The organism is Erwinia amylovora (assembly GCF_017161565.1).
Taxonomy (GTDB): domain Bacteria; phylum Pseudomonadota; class Gammaproteobacteria; order Enterobacterales; family Enterobacteriaceae; genus Erwinia; species Erwinia amylovora.
In genome coordinates this window covers 1953209-1969240 of the sequence record NZ_CP066796.1, presented here as the reverse complement: position 1 = coordinate 1969240, position 16032 = coordinate 1953209, and the positions used below count along the sequence as shown (strand labels likewise).

15 protein-coding genes are annotated in these 16032 nt (G+C 53.7%); 6 read left to right on the top strand and 9 right to left on the bottom strand.

Going from position 1 to position 16032, the window contains the following annotated elements; all coding sequences use genetic code 11:
* Positions 1-4: 4 nt before the first annotated feature.
* The 4 genes from JGC47_RS09140 (at position 5) to yciH (ending at position 2777) form a co-directional block, all read left to right on the top strand.
* The gene (locus tag JGC47_RS09140; RefSeq protein WP_004157731.1) at positions 5-313 is read left to right on the top strand and encodes a LapA family protein; all 309 of its coding nucleotides are present in this window, start codon (positions 5-7) and stop codon (positions 311-313) included.
* Positions 314-319: 6 nt separating this feature from the next.
* Positions 320-1489, top strand: a complete 1170-nt coding sequence (gene lapB / locus JGC47_RS09135; protein WP_004157730.1) for a lipopolysaccharide assembly protein LapB — start codon at positions 320-322, stop codon at positions 1487-1489.
* Between the two features lie 245 nt (positions 1490-1734).
* The gene (gene pyrF, locus JGC47_RS09130; protein WP_004157729.1) at positions 1735-2451 is read left to right on the top strand and encodes an orotidine-5'-phosphate decarboxylase; all 717 of its coding nucleotides are present in this window, start codon (positions 1735-1737) and stop codon (positions 2449-2451) included.
* A complete protein-coding gene (yciH, locus tag JGC47_RS09125) occupies positions 2451-2777 on the top strand; it encodes a stress response translation initiation inhibitor YciH (RefSeq protein WP_004157728.1) in 327 nt (108 codons plus the stop codon). Before pyrF ends, yciH begins: the two co-directional genes overlap by 1 nt.
* A gap of 373 nt (positions 2778-3150) precedes the next feature.
* On the opposite strand, the gene JGC47_RS09120 is transcribed toward yciH, so the two are convergent.
* Entirely contained in the window at positions 3151-3333 is a 183-nt protein-coding gene (locus JGC47_RS09120; RefSeq protein ID WP_004157725.1) for a hypothetical protein, read from the bottom strand.
* Positions 3334-3360: 27 nt separating this feature from the next.
* A complete protein-coding gene (osmB, locus tag JGC47_RS09115) occupies positions 3361-3576 on the bottom strand; it encodes an osmotically-inducible lipoprotein OsmB (protein WP_004157724.1) in 216 nt (71 codons plus the stop codon).
* A 387-nt stretch (positions 3577-3963) separates the two neighbouring features.
* Here osmB and araD point away from each other — a divergent pair, with 387 nt between their 5' ends.
* A complete protein-coding gene (araD, locus tag JGC47_RS09110; protein WP_004157723.1) occupies positions 3964-4662 on the top strand; it encodes an L-ribulose-5-phosphate 4-epimerase in 699 nt (232 codons plus the stop codon).
* A gap of 87 nt (positions 4663-4749) precedes the next feature.
* Here araD and JGC47_RS09105 read toward each other — a convergent pair whose 3' ends face one another.
* From JGC47_RS09105 to JGC47_RS09080, 6 genes are all read right to left on the bottom strand, one after another.
* Positions 4750-6693, bottom strand: coding sequence for an exoribonuclease II (locus JGC47_RS09105; RefSeq protein WP_004157721.1), 1944 nt, complete (start codon positions 6691-6693; stop codon positions 4750-4752).
* An 84-nt stretch (positions 6694-6777) separates the two neighbouring features.
* Entirely contained in the window at positions 6778-9084 is a 2307-nt protein-coding gene (locus tag JGC47_RS09100) for an FdhF/YdeP family oxidoreductase (protein ID WP_004157719.1), read from the bottom strand.
* 309 nt (positions 9085-9393) lie between these two features.
* A complete protein-coding gene (locus JGC47_RS09095) occupies positions 9394-10053 on the bottom strand; it encodes a DUF2931 family protein (protein WP_004157717.1) in 660 nt (219 codons plus the stop codon).
* 153 nt (positions 10054-10206) lie between these two features.
* On the bottom strand, positions 10207-10866 hold the full coding sequence (locus tag JGC47_RS09090) for a DUF2931 family protein (RefSeq protein ID WP_004157715.1): 660 nt from the start codon (positions 10864-10866) through the stop codon (positions 10207-10209).
* A 153-nt stretch (positions 10867-11019) separates the two neighbouring features.
* A complete protein-coding gene (locus tag JGC47_RS09085; protein ID WP_004162359.1) occupies positions 11020-11679 on the bottom strand; it encodes a DUF2931 family protein in 660 nt (219 codons plus the stop codon).
* Positions 11673-13562, bottom strand: a complete 1890-nt coding sequence (locus JGC47_RS09080; RefSeq protein ID WP_004157712.1) for a PAAR domain-containing protein — start codon at positions 13560-13562, stop codon at positions 11673-11675. The genes JGC47_RS09085 and JGC47_RS09080 overlap by 7 nt, the downstream gene beginning before the upstream one ends.
* Before the next feature lie 274 nt (positions 13563-13836).
* On the opposite strand from JGC47_RS09080, the gene JGC47_RS09075 reads away from it, so the two are divergent.
* Positions 13837-14745, top strand: a complete 909-nt coding sequence (locus JGC47_RS09075) for a LysR family transcriptional regulator (RefSeq protein WP_004157711.1) — start codon at positions 13837-13839, stop codon at positions 14743-14745.
* Here JGC47_RS09075 and JGC47_RS09070 read toward each other — a convergent pair.
* Positions 14742-15881 carry a carboxymuconolactone decarboxylase family protein gene (locus JGC47_RS09070; protein WP_004157710.1) on the bottom strand — a complete coding sequence of 380 codons (1140 nt, stop codon included), beginning with the start codon at positions 15879-15881 and terminating at the stop codon, positions 14742-14744. The genes JGC47_RS09075 and JGC47_RS09070 overlap by 4 nt on opposite strands.
* Positions 15882-16032 lie beyond the last annotated feature (151 nt).

Below are 16032 nucleotides of genomic sequence, written 5' to 3'. Positions count from 1 at the left end.
AACAGTGAAATATTTGCTTATTTTTTTAGTGGTTTTGGTGATTTTCGTCATTTCCGTCACCCTCGGCGCTCATAACGATCAGGTCGTTACATTTAACTATCTGCTGGCGCAGGGAGAATTCAGCATCTCAACGTTACTGGCATCAATATTTGCCGTTGGCTTTTTGCTGGGCTGGGCTATCTGTGGATTGTTCTGGCTGCGTGTACGCGTCTCCCTGGCCCACGCGCAACGTAAATTAAAGCGCTTACAGCACCAGCTGGGACAGACGGACGACACTGTGACAACGTCACAGCATGCAGTCACTAAGGAATAATAATTTATGTTGGAACTGCTGTTTCTGTTACTACCCGTCGCTGCAGCCTACGGCTGGTACATGGGGCGCAGAAGTGCACAACAGGACAAGCAACACGAAGCGAGCCGTCTGTCGCGCGACTATGTCACGGGCGTGAACTTTTTGCTTTCCAATCAGCAGGATAAGGCTGTCGATCTGTTCCTGGATATGCTGAAAGAGGACAGTGGCACAGTGGAAGCCCACCTGACGCTTGGCAATCTGTTCCGTTCTCGTGGCGAAGTCGATCGCGCCATCCGCATCCATCAGGCGCTGATGGAGAGTGACTCCCTTACTTACGATCAACGCCTGCTGGCGATTCAGCAACTTGGTCGCGACTATATGGCGGCCGGTTTTTATGACCGTGCGGAGCAAATGTTTGGCCAGCTGGTTGACGAGACTGACTTTCGCGTTGGCGCTTTGCAACAGCTGCTGATTATTCACCAGGCGACCAGCGACTGGCTGAATGCAATAGACGCGGCGGAGCGGCTGGTCAAACTTGGTAAAAGTCGGCTCAAAATGGAAATCGCACACTTTTACTGTGAGCTGGCGTTGCAGGCGATGAGCAGCGACGATTTGGAACGAGCGATGAGCCTGCTGAAAAAGGGTGAAGCGGCGGACCGAAACAGTGCAAGGGTCTCGATTATGATGGGCCGTATTCACATGGCTCAGGCTGAATACGCTAAAGCAGTGCAGCACTTACAGCGGGTGATAGAGCAGGATAAGGAGCTGGTCAGCGAAACGCTTGACATGCTGGAAAGCTGTTACCGGCATCTGGAACAGGCACCTGCATGGCTCAGCTACCTTGAACGTTGTGTGGAAGAGAACACCGGAGCGGCGGCCGAGCTTTACCTTGCCGGCATTCTCGACCAACAGGATGGAGCAGAAGCGGCACAAACCTACATCACGCGTCAACTTCAGCGTCACCCCACGATGCGGGTTTTCCATCGGCTGATAGACTTTAACTTGCAGGAAGCGGAAGACGGCCGTGCAAAAGACAGCCTGATGGTTCTGCGTGATATGGTCGGAGAGCAGATACGCACCAAGCCACGCTATCGCTGTCACAAATGCGGCTTTACCGCACATGCACTCTACTGGCATTGCCCATCGTGCCGGGCATGGTCTTCAGTGAAACCTATTCGCGGTCTTGATGGACAGTAACGCTGCATAAGATTGCAGCTTGTCGCTGTACTTTAGTTACAACATACTAAAGTCCTGCTTTTCTTATTTTCCAGCAGCGCTGGTGTTTTCTTAGTCATTCAGGTCAATGGCAGGTAAACCAGGTAATTTCACAGGCCGGCAGGGATTATTCTCATCGACTCACTGTGAATTTCGCAGTGGCGCAGGTAGAATGCTTGCCGTTTATCCTTCGCGCCTTGTGGTGCTTCATTTTAAGAGGGTTTTTCATGTATTCACCTCAGGTTATCGGTTCGCCGATAGTCGTTGCGCTGGATTATGCCGACCGTAATCGCGCTCTGGCCTTTGTAGACCAGATTGAACCGGGCAGTTGCCGCCTTAAAGTCGGCAAAGAGATGTTTACCCTGTACGGGCCTCAGTTGGTGCGTGACTTACAGCAGCGTGGCTTTGAGATATTTCTCGATTTGAAGTTTCACGATATCCCAAATACTACCGCTCGTGCGGTTGCCGCCGCTGCCAATCTGGGCGTGTGGATGGTCAACGTTCATGCCAGCGGTGGGGCGCGCATGATGAACGCTGCCCGTGAAGCTCTGCTGCCTTTTGCAAAGGATGCCCCGCTACTGATAGCCGTAACGGTGTTGACCAGTATGGACGCCAGCGACCTGGCCGGTCTCGGCATAGCGCTTTCACCGGCAGAACAGGCGGAGCGTCTGGCACGCCTGACGCAGCAGTGCGATCTGGACGGCGTGGTGTGCTCCGCACATGAAGCCAGTCGTTTCAAACAGGCATTAGGGCCGGACTTCCGGCTGGTAACGCCGGGTATTCGACCGCAGGGCAGTGACGTTGGCGATCAACGCCGTATTATGACGCCACAGCAGGCGCAGCAGGCCGGAGTAGATTATATGGTGATTGGGCGTCCGATTACGCAATCTGCCGACCCGGCTGCGGCGCTGCGCACCATCCTTAGTTCATTGCAGGGGGTGTAATGGCTGAAAATAACAGCCGGCTGGTCTATTCCACCGAAACCGGGCGTATCGATCAACCTGAAGCTACCGTCCAACGTCCCAAAGGTGACGGAATTGCGCGCATTCAGCGCCAAACCAGTGGCCGTAAGGGGAAAGGCGTTTGCCTGATAACTGGCATTGATCTCAGTGATGCAGAGCTAAGCAAACTGGCGGCTGAACTGAAGAAGAAGTGCGGCTGCGGCGGGGCTGTGAAAGACGGAGTGATTGAAATCCAGGGCGATAAACGCGACCTGCTGAAAACGCTGCTTGAAGCGAAAAACTACAAGGTCAAACTGGCTGGGGGTTAAATCCGCTCCTGCTCGACAGATGAAGTTAATTTAAGGTGATCGCTAAAATGGTCACCGAATGCCGAATATTTGCCCATCCTTAGCTGCCAGATCTGGCACATAAACAACAGATTGCATAACCTGATACCTTTCCGGTCTTCACCTGACAGCGCATCGACGTCTGTCAAGCTGTGTACTGCGTCAAAGATAATGCCTTGCCAGGGGAAAAGTGTTCTGGCGATCTGGTGGCCATAGTTCATATTGTTCAACAGCGCTTCTAACAGTTTTGAAACATATTTATTTAATCACACCGGGTAACTGTATAGAATCACATCGCAACTGCATATAAATTCAAATTAAAACTTCAAGGATGTCAGTTATGAAAAAGATGCTGTTACTGATGGCGACCCTGGTTTTTTCCGCAATGATCTGTGTTACGGCAAATGCTGAAATCATTTGTTGGGAGAATGTCTGCATTGACGTCGGTGATGTTGGCGTTCACCCCTGAAATACATAACAAGCCCGGGGCATCGGTCAGATGCCACAGGCTTGATGGTTTTTCTCCGCGCTGTTTCATTTGGATCCCTAATCCGTCTCAGGACAGTCAGTGGACCTGATGCCCGATAAGGCCACCAACGGCTGCGCCGCCAACCGTTCCCCAACCGCTACCGTTTGATAAGATCGAGCCGGCAACGGCACCTGCACCCGCTCCAATCGCCGTGTTACGGTCGCGTTTGGACCAGTTTGAGCACGCGCTGAGTGAGACAACTAAGGTAGCAACCAGCATGGCGACGCTGATACGTTTAGCAATGACTGACATAAAACCCTCCTTAACCGACAGCAGAGATAATTATTAGTATAGAAGATGTGATTTGTTTGATCGCCATCAATGAGTGTTATTTGGTGATTTATGTCACTAAACAGATAAACCCAGCAGAATAATCTCGTATGCAATTTTTTCGTTCAGCAGCCGCGGATGCTAACATCAGGCTTACTGTGGAGAATTGACTGATTTAAACCGCATCGCAAGCATGCTGCATACCCAGCCAGGCGCGCTCTTAAAGTATGGCCCTCAACTTCACCGTTCAAGGTTATTGGGCGCACGGCGGCTATCAGTCGTATATTCCCCGGGATCCAGCCAATCTCTCCATAGCCGAATGCGCTTGTGGCGTCGACAATAGGCAGATGTCATCAAGGAGATCGCATCATGCTGAAACAATTGAAACAGCAGGTACTGGAAGCGAATCTGGCGCTGCCACGCCACGGTCTTGTCACCTTCACCTGGGGCAATGTCAGTGCGATAGATCGCCAGCAAGGGTTAATGGTGATTAAACCTTCCGGTGTGAGTTATGAGGTGATGCAGCGCGACGATATGGTGGTAGTCGAGCTGGTGAGCGGTGAGGTGATTGAAGGAAGCAAACGGCCTTCATCAGATACGGCGACTCATCGTGCGCTCTACCTTGCATGGCCTGAAATTGGCGGCATTGTGCATACTCATTCGCGGCATGCCACTATCTGGGCTCAGGCTGGCAAAGATCTGCCGGCCTGGGGCACCACGCACGCCGATGATTTCTTCGGTCACATTCCCTGTACGCGTCAGATGCGTAATGAGGAGATTATCGCTGATTATGAATGGCATACCGGCCAGGTCATTATTGAAACGCTAAAACAGCGAGGTATCAACCCGCTGAAGGTCCCGGCAGTTCTGGTTAATTCCCACGGGCCATTTGCCTGGGGGCTTAGTGCGCACGAAGCAGTACACAGTGCGGTGGTTCTGGAAGAAGTGGCCTATATGGGAATTTTTAGCCAGCAATTAACTCCCGATCTGCCGGCCATCGATCAGGCTTTATTGCATCAACATTATCAGCGTAAACATGGCAAAAATGCCTGGTATGGTCAGGATTAATCGCCCTGAACAGGCGGATGTCAAAGACATGAAAGGGAGCTGGTCATACCAATAAGCGGGATAGCTAAAACCATCCCGCTTGAGGTATCAGGCCAGTGGGCGGGCGACAATACTGCGGGTTTCCATGCGCACTTCAGCGATGGTTACCTCAATCAGATCGGTGACGCGGTAAACCACTTCGCCTTTAATTTGAACACTGCCATTTTCGTTACTGCACACCAGTTCATCACGTACGGCATGGATAAACGGGGCAGGGATAAATGCAACCGCACCGTTTTCCTGCAGGCGTACACGCATGCCGCCACGGGAGACATCAATCACTTCTGCACTAAAACGCCGATCGCTGCCAACCGCTTTCTGCAGGAAACGCGAGTAAAGCCAGTCACCCACATCGCGTTCAGCCATACGGTTCTGACGACGGCGTTCCGCCATCTTCAACGTGAGTTCGTCGGCAGGACGTGCGCTCTCTTCCCCTTTGATGATAGCTTTCAGCAGGCGGTGATTAACCATATCGCCATACTTACGGATCGGGGAGGTCCAGGTTGCATATGCCTCAAGGCCTAAACCAAAGTGCGGGCCAGGCGTGGTGCTGACTTCGGCAAATGACTGGAAGCGGCGAATACGGCTGTCAAGAAACTGAGTCGGCAGGGCATCCAGTTCGCGGCGCAAATTGCGGAAACCATCCAGGGTTGCAATCGCCAGCGGGTCAGCGGTTATGCCATGATTTGCCAGTACCGCCGCGGCCTGCCCGGCATTGACTTCATCAAAGCCGTGGTGGACGTTATAGATACCAAAGCCCAGCTTGTCACGCAGCACATTGGCAGCGCAGATGTTAGCCAGGATCATCGATTCTTCAACAATGCGATTAGCAATGCGACGGTGTTCGGCAATAATGTCCAGCACTTCGCCTTTATCACCCAGCTGGAAGCGGAAGTCTGGGCGGTCTTTGAATACCAGGGCATGCGCGTGACGCCACTCGCTGCGCGCCATGCAGAGACGGTTTAGCAGGCGGATCTGGTTGGCAATTGCCTCACTTTCCGGCTGCCATGCGCATGCTTCCCCGGTTTCTAACCAGTCAGAAACATTGTCATACGCCAGTTTAGCGTGAGATTCGATCCACGCGGCAAAGAACTGCACGTCGTCTGCGGGTGAACCATCTGCGGCGATAGTGACGCGGCACGCCAGCACCGGACGGCGCTCATGTGGGCGCAGCGAACAGATATCATCTGACAGCTGGCGAGGCAGCATGGGAATATTGAAGCCGGGCAGGTAGTTAGTGAAAGAGCGTTCAGCCGCGACCGCATCCAGCTTGCTGTTCACCGCTACATAGGCTGTGGGATCTGCGATAGCGACGATCAGCTTAAACACACCGTTACCCACGTCTTCCACATACAGCGCGTCGTCCATATCTTCGGTGCTGGCGCTGTCGATAGTGACAAATGGCAGAACGGTAAGATCTTCACGCTCAAGCTGTTCATCCAGCATCTCTTGCGGCGTAGCGATATCCGGCGCTTCACGCTCAAGATTATGGCGCGAAAGAGTGACCCACCACGGAGCCAGATGGTCTTCCGCTGTGGTGATAAATTCGGTCAGTTCGGCATAGAAAGTACGGTCACCCTTCAGTGGGTGACGGCGCATTTCAGCCACTGCCCAGTCGCCAGCCTGGAAGTCATGCTGCACATTACGCTCAGGGCGGCACTGAATAGCCTCTTTTAGCAGGGGGTGGTCGGGAATGATCGACAGCCTGTCGTCTTTCTTCTGAATACGACCGACAAAGCGCGTCAGAAACGGTTCAATCAGCGTTTCCGGATCGGCAACTTCGCGATCCTTATCGCTTTGAATAACCGCACTGACGCGGTCACCGTGCATGACTTTTTTCATGAACGGCGGGGGAATAAAGTAACTTTTCTGTGCATCGACTTCCAGGAAGCCGAAACCTTTTTCAGTGCCTTTTACCACACCCTCAACGCGCGGCGTCTGGGAGTGGAGCTTCTCTTTAAGCTGCGCGAGCAGCGGGTTATCCTGGAACATAATTTCAACAGTTTTCGTGGCCTAAGAGCGGCAGACAGTTTTACGCGATTAACCGCTCTTCGGCAAGTAAAAAGCCCTGCATCATCAGGCAATGCGTAACCCAGTACCTGGCGTCGACAGGGTGATTTTAACCGGTATCGATTTTGACGTCGGCGTCCCGCTGACGTCACCAAAACTTGAAAGCGGTACAAGGGGGTTGGTTTCCGGATAATAGGCGGCGAGGTTGCCTCGTGGGATGGCATAGGGGATCAGTTTGAAGCCGCTAACCTTACGCGTGATGCCATCATTCCACAGGGTTTCGATGTCGACATTATCGCCGGCGATGTAGCCCAGTTCTTCTAAATCCTCCGGGTTCATAAACAGCACTTCACGCTGGCCGTACACGCCGCGATAGCGGTCGTCCAGCCCATAAATAGTGGTGTTGTACTGGTCATGTGAGCGCAGGGTTTGCAGCGTAAAGGGCACATCGACGTCAAGCTGCGGAAAAAGCGTTGCGGGCAGGGCGGCAGAGCTGAACTGTGCCTTTTCATTCGGGGTACTGAAGCGCAGTTCGGCGGCGGCATTGCCCAAATAGAAACCGCCTTTAATATCGCAGCGGGCATTAAAATCGCTAAAGCCCGGGATGGTGGCGGCAATGTGATCGCGGATTTTATTATAGTCATCTGCCAGTCCGAGCCAGTCAACTTTTTCGCTGCCCAGTACCGCATGGGCAATTTGCGCCACAATCCAGGTTTCAGAACGCTGGGTATCAGCAATAGGTTTACCCACGCCCTCAGAGGCGTGCACCATGCTGAAGGAGTCTTCCACGGTGATAAACTGCGGTCCGCTGGCCTGAATATCCTGTTCAGTGCGGCCAAGCGTTGGCAGAATAAGGGCATCGCCACTGCCCGGGCAAAGGTGGCTGCGATTCAGTTTAGTACTGATTTGAACCGTCAGGCCGCAGCGCCTGAGCGCCTCCTGGGTGCGCGGACTGTCAGGCGCCGCAGCGGCAAGATTACCACCAAGCGCAATCAGTACTTTGACCTCATTACGCAGCATGGCCTCCAGAGCCTGAACGGTGTTATGACCGATGCCACGCGGGGGGGCAAAAGCAAAGTGTTGTCCCAGGCTGTCAAGAAATGCTTTCGATGGCTTCTCATCAATGCCCATAGTACGGTTGCCCTGCACATTACTGTGGCCGCGCACCGGACACAGACCAGCCCCTCGTTTGCCCAACTGGCCAAACAGCAGCTGCAGGTTAACAATTTCGCGCACGGTATCAACGGAATGCTTATGCTGGGTAATACCCATTGCCCAGGTACAGATAACCCGCTTCGCGCTCTGGTAAATCGCCGCTGCTTCACGGATCTGTTGTTCACTGAGGCCGGACTGCCTGACTATTTGCGGCCAGCCTGTGGCATCAACTGCGGCAAGGTACGCTTTCACGCCTTGCGTATTTGCACTGATAAAGCCTTCATCAAACAGGCCCTTATCACCGTTTTCGACAAGCGCACGATGATTTTCAGTGAGAACTTTCACCATACCGCGCACTGCAGCCATATCGCCGCCGAGATTCGGTTGATAATAGTTTGAGCTGATAGTGCCCGCCTTGCCAGTTACCACTTCCAGCGGCTTTTGCGGATCGGCAAAACGCTCGAGTCCACGTTCGCGCAGGGTGTTAAAAGTGACTATTTTTGCGCCATTATCGGCGGCGTGGCGCAGGCTGTGCAGCATGCGCGGATGGTTGGTTCCGGGGTTCTGACCGAAGACGAAAATCGCATTTGCATGGTCGAAGTCATCAAGGCGGACAGTCCCTTTTCCAACGCCAATACTGCGTTTCAGCCCGGCACCGCTGGCTTCATGACACATATTGGAACAATCAGGGAAGTTATTGCTGCCATTAATGCGGCCGAACAGCTGATACAGCCAGGAGGCTTCATTACTGGCACGACCGGAGGTATACAGCTCCATCTGGTCAGGATTGTCCATCGCTTTAATATGTGAAGCAATAAGTTCAAATGCCTTTTCCCAGCTAATCGGCTCATAACGATCGGTGGCGCGATTATAACGCAGCGGTTCGGTGAGGCGGCCCTGATATTCAAGGAAGTAATCACTCTGTTGGAAGAGCGCCGAAACGCTGTACTGCGCAAAAAAGTCGGCGCCGATATGCCGACGGGTTGCTTCCCAGGTCACCGCTTTCGCGCCGTTTTCACAGAAGCTGAAGGTGCTTTTATTGTCATCACCCCATGCACAGCCGGGGCAATCAAATCCTTTTGCTTTATTCATGCGCATCAAGTTGCGCATGTTCTTTAATACTTTTTTGCTGTCGAAAACGAAGCGGGTAGTCGCTTCCAGAGAACCCCAGCCGCCCGCAGCGGCCTGGTATGGCTTAATAGATTGTTTGAATTTCATAATCTCGCAGGCTTAAATTGAATTTTTGATAGTAGTTTTAGCATTCTTTTTTGCGATTCTGCGGTGTAAAAGAATAATTGTCTAATTGATTGCTAAGATGGTGCGATAAGTAGCGTTTATCGCGCAATTGAGACATCAGGATGCCGCCAGAAAATAACGGTCTCCGGCAACTTTCGGAGGTGGTATGTGCTGGCAAGCCATCATTCAGCTTTCACCGCTCACAGAGGTGACTGCTGATTCCGCCTGAGACCCGGCCCCATGCGGGTCGAAGCGCAGTCAGTGAACGTTGCATTCGACAGGTCGCTATATTCACCATTCACCGTACGGGTAGGTTTTTCCCTTAATGAATTCTGGCGTATCGCCGTAATACACGTAGCCATTTGGATGCTGATTTATGCCCTTGCAGGCGTCCAGCTTGTCGCCGGACAGGGTGGTGATTTTCTTTGGTTCCAGCGCTACATTGTCCCCGGCCGCGCTGTTCTGCAGCCAGATCCTGACTTTTCCTTCAGGAGCCAGGCCAAACAGCAGCGTTTTATACCAGGCGGTATTTCCCTGTCTGTCCTTACCGGTCGGGGTCAGCATGATCTTACGCAGCGACGGCGGGAAAATAATCTGCGTTTCGTAGGTCTTTTTATCGATGATGGAATCCCAGCAGAACAGCATCAGTACGGGCGGGTGGCGGGCTTTGTTAAAGTGCGCGGGAATTCGGGTTCTGTCCCTCCATTTCTGAATGGTGTCGGGATCACCGGGGGTACCATCCAGCGTCCGGTAAGAAGAAACCACCTTTTCACTGTCGATTATCATTGCCCTTGTGACCACTGCGGGTAAGGCATGCGGCGTAAAAAAGGCAAATCTCCACTTGCCATAGGGCATCTCGCCGGTCTCTTGCGGAGTCCGCGGCTTGCCCGTCTGGCAGCCGTTCAGCAGCAGCAGCAGCGCCAGCGAATACAGCGCTTTCGGTTTCAGCATTTCTTTCCGTCCATATTGTACTCCGTGCGCCGCCACTGCTTGTCCGGGCGATTAACAAAACTAATCACAGTGGTGAGATGGCATCCTGTGCAAACAGCATCTGTCCGGGTCGAAGCGCAGTCAGTGAACGTTGCGGTCGACAGGTCGTTATATTCACCATTCACCGTACGGGTAGGTTTTTCCTTTGATGAAATCCTGGGTCGTTTGGGTATAGCCGTACCCCTGAGAATGCCTGGTAATGCCCTTGCAGGCGTCCAGCTGGTCGCCGGACAGGGTGGTGATTTTCTTTGGTTCCAGCGCTACATTGTCCCCGGCCGCGCTGTTCTGCAGCCAGATCCTGACTTTTCCTTCAGGAGCCAGGCCAAACAGCAGCGTTTTATACCAGGCGGTATTTCCCTGTCTGTCCTTACCGGTCGGGGTCAGCATGATCTTACGCAGCGACGGCGGGAAAATAATCTGCGTTTCGTAGGTCTTTTTATCGATGATGGAATCCCAGCAGAACAGCATCAGTACGGGCGGGTGGCGGGCTTTGTTGAAGTGCGCGTGCCGCCTGACACGGTTGCTCCAGGAGTCGATGCTATTTGGATTATCATGAACACCATCCAGCGTCCGGTAAGAAGAAACCACCTTTTCACTGTCGATTATCATTGCCCTTGTGACCACTGCAGGTAAGGCATGCGGCGTAAAAAAGGCAAATCTCCACTTGCCATAGGGCATCTCGCCGGTCTCTTGCGGAGTCCGCGGCTTGCCCGTCTGGCAGCCGTTCAGCAACAGCAGCAGCGCCAGCGAATACAGCGCTTTCGGTTTCAGCATTTTTTTCCGTCCATATTGTACTCCGTGCGCCGCCACTGCTTGTCCGGGCGATTAACAAAACTAATCACAGTGGTGAGATGGCATCCTGTGCAAACAGCATCTGTCCGGGTCGAAGCGCAGTCAGTGAACGTTGCGGTCGACAGGTCGTTATATTCACCATTCACCGTACGGGTAGGTTTTTCCTTTGATGAAATCCTGGGTCGTTTGGGTATAGCCGTACCCCTGAGAATGCCTGGTAATGCCCTTGCAGGCGTCCAGCTGGTCGCCGGACAGGGTGGTGATTTTCTTTGGTTCCAGCGCTACATTGTCCCCGGCCGCGCTGTTCTGCAGCCAGATCCTGACTTTTCCTTCAGGAGCCAGGCCAAACAGCAGCGTTTTATACCAGGCGGTATTCCCCTGTCTGTCCTTACCGGTCGGGGTCAGCATGATCTTACGCAGCGACGGCGGGAAAATAATCTGCGTCTCGTAGGTCTTTTTATCGATGATGGAATCCCAGCAGAACAGCATCAGTACGGGCGGGTGGCGGGCTTTGTTAAAGTGCGCGGGAATTCGGGTTCTGTCCCTCCATTTCTGAATGGTGTCGGGATCACCGGGGGTACCATCCAGCGTCCGGTAAGAAGAAACCACCTTTTCGCTGTCGATTATCATTGCCCTTGTGACCACTGCGGGTAGGGCATGCGGCGTAAAAAAGGCAAATCTCCATTTGCCATAGGGCATCTCGCCGGTCTCTTGCGGAGTCCGCGGCTCGCCCGTCTGGCAGCCGTTCAGCAGCAGCAGCAGCGCCAGCGAATACAGCGCTTTCGGTTTCAGCATTTTTTCCCGTCCATATTGTACTCCGTGCGCCGCCACTGCTTGTCCGGGCGATTAACAAAACTAATCACTTCGGAGGCGGATGCGCCGCCGCGGGTGAACCCGTCCGCATCTGCCACAATGGCGTTCCAGTTGGCAGAACAGTGAATATACTGACCGGCGATGATATCCAGCTCACTCTGGCTGAAAGAGCCCGGAAACTGGCCCGAACGTACAGACTTGCCCATTGCTAAGGCTTTTTCGCAAAGAAAAGAAAGCGAGACAGGAAGACTGAAATTATCGTCGTCCTCGATGTTATCAAACAGCACCCCGGCTTCCTGTGCCGCATCGAGCATCACCCGCAGCACCACCCTCGACCAGTCGTTCTTCACTAACCGGTCCCGAAGCGTCATCGCCGCGAAGCTGCGCTTCTGCGGCTCGCCATAGCGGTTTGCCGGCATCCTGTCGTCGTACCAGGTTTCCGCCGTGATCTTACTGGTACGCAAGATCGGCGCGATGCAGGGCGATGCGTCCAGTACACGCAGCTGACGGGTCGCCTGGTGATAGCCCCGCGTCTGCTGACCCGGATGGTTGAGCAGGACGGTATCGGTTTGAGGGCGCGTGAGGAACAGATCCTCCTTCGTCAGCGGCAGGTAGCCGCCGCCGATATCAGAGTGCGCGCCCGGCAGCGCCAGCTCCGGCCACGCGGGTTTCACGCTGTTAAGGGCGAAGTTAAACCGGCACTCATGCGCCGCGGTAATATGAAACACCTTATCCGCCACGCCCGGGCGCAGCACGATATTGACATCGCCGGTATCGGCATTATGGGGGTTCAGGCCATTTAACGGTCTGCCAATCGCTGCCACGGTATCGAAAATGCCAATAAAGCGGGTTTTACCGGCAGGCACGCCGTTAAACGCCGTTCCTTTCAGGCCCTTATTAATGGCGCTAATTATTGCGGGATCGGCAGAATGGATGCGGTTGGCAAAATGGCGTGATGCGGCTGCACCGCGGCTGAAACCAAAAATATCAAACTGCAGGGATTTGATAACCAGTTCACAAGCCGATGAGTTGCAGTTTATACCCTCAATACTTTCAGTCAGAATGTCAGCCAGTTGAGCAATGGCTTTATCAGTTTTCGCGACAACGCCAGTATCAGCGATCCCCAGCCCCTGTCCGATTATGCTGTCAGGCTTGCCAGCTTCCGTACCAATGCCCTCTATATAAACAGCTGCCTGAAAATAACCAAGTGCCGGCGTTATATCCTGTTTATACAACGTACTCAGCCAGTAAATATTGGTGTAATAACCGCTATAACTGGTCGCCCCGGCACCTGATATGCCGAAGTCCTCGCGCGCACATTTACCGAGGATAGCCCCTGCTTCAGCATCGTTGAGGTGGTAATGCCTGGCGCTGCAGGCTTGCAGCATGTTGTCGGTATTGATCGCATTATTGCCGGTGCCATCAAAAAATACGCCGATAGCCAGCGTGATTTCACGCTTTTCCGGCGGTCTTTTTACCTCATCGGTCGTTGGTAAAGCCGCATTATTCCGCGCGGACTGCGCGCGTTGTTCCGGCTGTGCCGCAGTGGGGGAAGAGGGCACGACAACCGGAAGCGGGTCGCCCTGATAAAGCCCGTGAGACGCCCACGTCTGAGAAGGGATAAAGAAAGCCCTGCACGGGCAGGTGGAACGGCTGTACAGCGTGCTGGCCACGTATTGCCCGTGGACGATTTCGCCAGGATGCCCACCTCCCACGCTGTAGCTGCCGGGATGTATGCCACAGGAGACTTTACTGCCGTTCACCGCTACAGGGTTATTGGCTAAGCTTCTTTTCGCCAGGCCCTCTTTAACCGTGCCGCCACAGCTTGTCTTATCGCCTTTCACTATCCAGTACCCGGTTGTCATGGCTCCGTCCCAAAGGTAATTACCACGGGGATGATAATGACATAAGTAAACTATAAACAAGAAAAACGATAAATCAGGTTATAAATCTGCGAGCCAACGTCAGGGAATAGGTTAGCGGCGTGGTCTTCGAAACGGGCGTATTTGTTATACTGAGCGATGTGCAGTTGACTTGTCGCTCACAGGATAAAACTTGCCTGTCAGTTAAAACGTTGCAGGGTAGCACCTGACAGCGTCACCAACTGGCGTAAACTTGCCTGCCAGAATTAGAATAATCATGGATATTAAGCAGCTGATTTATTTGTGTAATTTAGAGCGCGAACGCCATTTTGGTCGCGCTGCCGAGGCCAGTTTTGTCAGCCAGCCAACGCTGTCCATGCGCCTGAAAAATCTGGAACGTGAGCTGGGATTGTCGTTGATCAACCGCAGTAACAATTTTGACGGCTTTACCCCCGAAGGTGAGCGAGTTCTGTCATGGGCGCGGGAGATCGTCTCAGTTTATCAGGGGCTGAAGCTGGAAGTGGAATCCTTAAAGCACGGTGTCAGCGGAACATTGCGGATTGGGGTAGTGCCCCAGTGCGGTATTTCGTTGCCAACAATGCTGAAAGCAATTGGCCAGCGCTATCCGCAGCTGGATTATCGTTTAGCGGTGCTCAGCGCCGACCAGCTGCTTGATGCGCTTAACGCGCATACGGTCGATGTCGGCATCGGTTTTTTTGAACTGGCGGCATTACGCGAGCTGCATTTACAGGCGGAAACATTGGCGGATCGTGGCGTGGAACTGTTTTATCATCCGCAACATTTTCCGCAGTTGGCGGGAGATACCCCGCTGGAACTGGCAGAAATTGCCGGCTTGCCGCTTTGTCTCGCTGAACAAACGCGCTATTTCCGCCGGTATATTGACAGCCATTTCCGCGAGGCCGGCCTCAGTCTGCGCGTGGTGCTGGAAACCACATCGGTATTTCAGCTGCTGCAAGCTGCGCAGGTAGGCCTGGGTTGTCTTATTTCGCCAGTGGGTCATCAGCTGGAACAGATGATCGGTGATTTGCAGCGCCGCCGGGTCGCGATAGCGCCAATGTCACGTCAGGGAGCGGTGGTGATTGCAGAGCCGGGGCGTGCCACTCCACTGGCGCAACATTTCTTTGATGAGGTACGCCGCTGGCTGGCTGGCGAGCCGATTAGCTAACTGGTTCCCAGCCCCTGCATCAGGCGGTTGCACCAGCTGCTTACCGCCACGCTATGGATAACCGCAAATATCTGTGCAAGGTTCAGGCCCGCGTCCTTCATCGGCTGTATATGTACTGCGCTCACGCGTTCCGGGCTGCGCGTCAGCTGGGCAGCGAATTGAATCACCTGCTGCTGTTGTTTATCGGCAATGCTCAGTCCCTGCTGAATACTCACCTTTAATGCTTCACGCAGCTCGCCTGCCGGATAACGGCTAAAGCAGAAGTGACTGCCATTGATGCGTGCCGCAACCGCCGCTGCCAGTGCGTTCAGAGGGTTATGGCTATCGTCTGCCAGTTTTTCCAACAGCTGGCTCCATTCTGACAGGGTTTTTGCATCATGCGCGAACAGCCGCGCAGCGACCTGCAAATCGTTGAACGGCTGGCTGTGAGCGATTGCCTCCAGCTGGTCGGGCGCCGCATAGCGCATTTCAACAGGAGCGACCAGCGGCTGCCAGTCTTTGATGCTGCTGAAAAGGCGGTGATCTGCATCAGGTGGCACCCTCATTCCAGGCATCCAGCTTACCGGTAGTGCCAACAGGGCGTGAATTCCGGCAATCACACGCGCCTGATAACTGACAAAACCAACAACCTGACTCAGACTGATAATATCGGGCGCGCTCAGGCCAACCTCATCAAGACGCTGTAGCGCAGCGGCATTGATTAATGTCGGTTGGGAAGCAAGCTGACGGACAAATTCTGTGATCTGCGTCAGGCGATGATTGCTCTCGCGAGACGAGTCTGGCCCCGGCAGAGGATGAAGCCGGGCCGCATAGTGATTGCACAGGCGCTGCACGCCAGCGACCTGTGCCACCGTCAGGGCGCTACTGAGCCGATCATACAGGGTAAGCGTATGGCTAAGCGTGGTGGCGAGTTGGGCAGGGAACAGAAGCTGATAAAGGCGACGCGAAGCCTGCAGAGTGGGATGGGTCTGACGCAATATGGATTTTACGTCTTGGTCAACAATCTGAGCCAGCCCGAGCAGAAACCGGTCTTCAACCGTCGCAGCTTCGGGAACCAGCGGTGCGCGCTGTGAGGGCAGGCTGGTCTGCGTTTCGTGATACCAGTAATTATTACCGGTAATGCGGCGCTGTTCCATGGTCATTCCTTTTCATATTGGCGGGCGCAGAGCGCAGACATCGGCCAGGCGGCCTGAATGGCAGAAATATCCTGACGCAAGCCGCAGGTCGAAAGAAATAATCATCGGTACTATCAAATAGCTGGAAGGCATAAGAAGACGGAAACTCAAC

Bases quoted from the DNA above. Each gene is read 5' to 3' on its own strand.
- JGC47_RS09105 (WP_004157721.1), bottom strand. From the start codon at position 6,693: ATGTTCCAGGATAACCCGCTGCTCGCGCAGCTTAAAGAGAAGCTCCAC.
- JGC47_RS09070 (WP_004157710.1), bottom strand. From the start codon at position 15,881: ATGGAACAGCGCCGCATTACCGGTAATAATTACTGGTATCACGAAACG.
- yciH (WP_004157728.1), top strand. From the start codon at position 2,451: ATGGCTGAAAATAACAGCCGGCTGGTCTATTCCACCGAAACCGGGCGT.
- JGC47_RS09085 (WP_004162359.1), bottom strand. From the start codon at position 11,679: ATGCTGAAACCGAAAGCGCTGTATTCGCTGGCGCTGCTGCTGCTGCTG.
- araD (WP_004157723.1), top strand. From the start codon at position 3,964: ATGCTGAAACAATTGAAACAGCAGGTACTGGAAGCGAATCTGGCGCTG.
- JGC47_RS09080 (WP_004157712.1), bottom strand. From the start codon at position 13,562: ATGACAACCGGGTACTGGATAGTGAAAGGCGATAAGACAAGCTGTGGC.
- JGC47_RS09120 (WP_004157725.1), bottom strand. From the start codon at position 3,333: ATGAAACAGCGCGGAGAAAAACCATCAAGCCTGTGGCATCTGACCGAT.
- JGC47_RS09075 (WP_004157711.1), top strand. From the start codon at position 13,837: ATGGATATTAAGCAGCTGATTTATTTGTGTAATTTAGAGCGCGAACGC.
- JGC47_RS09100 (WP_004157719.1), bottom strand. From the start codon at position 9,084: ATGAAATTCAAACAATCTATTAAGCCATACCAGGCCGCTGCGGGCGGC.
- JGC47_RS09090 (WP_004157715.1), bottom strand. From the start codon at position 10,866: ATGCTGAAACCGAAAGCGCTGTATTCGCTGGCGCTGCTGCTGTTGCTG.
- osmB (WP_004157724.1), bottom strand. From the start codon at position 3,576: ATGTCAGTCATTGCTAAACGTATCAGCGTCGCCATGCTGGTTGCTACC.
- lapB (WP_004157730.1), top strand. From the start codon at position 320: ATGTTGGAACTGCTGTTTCTGTTACTACCCGTCGCTGCAGCCTACGGC.
- pyrF (WP_004157729.1), top strand. From the start codon at position 1,735: ATGTATTCACCTCAGGTTATCGGTTCGCCGATAGTCGTTGCGCTGGAT.
- JGC47_RS09095 (WP_004157717.1), bottom strand. From the start codon at position 10,053: ATGCTGAAACCGAAAGCGCTGTATTCGCTGGCGCTGCTGCTGCTGCTG.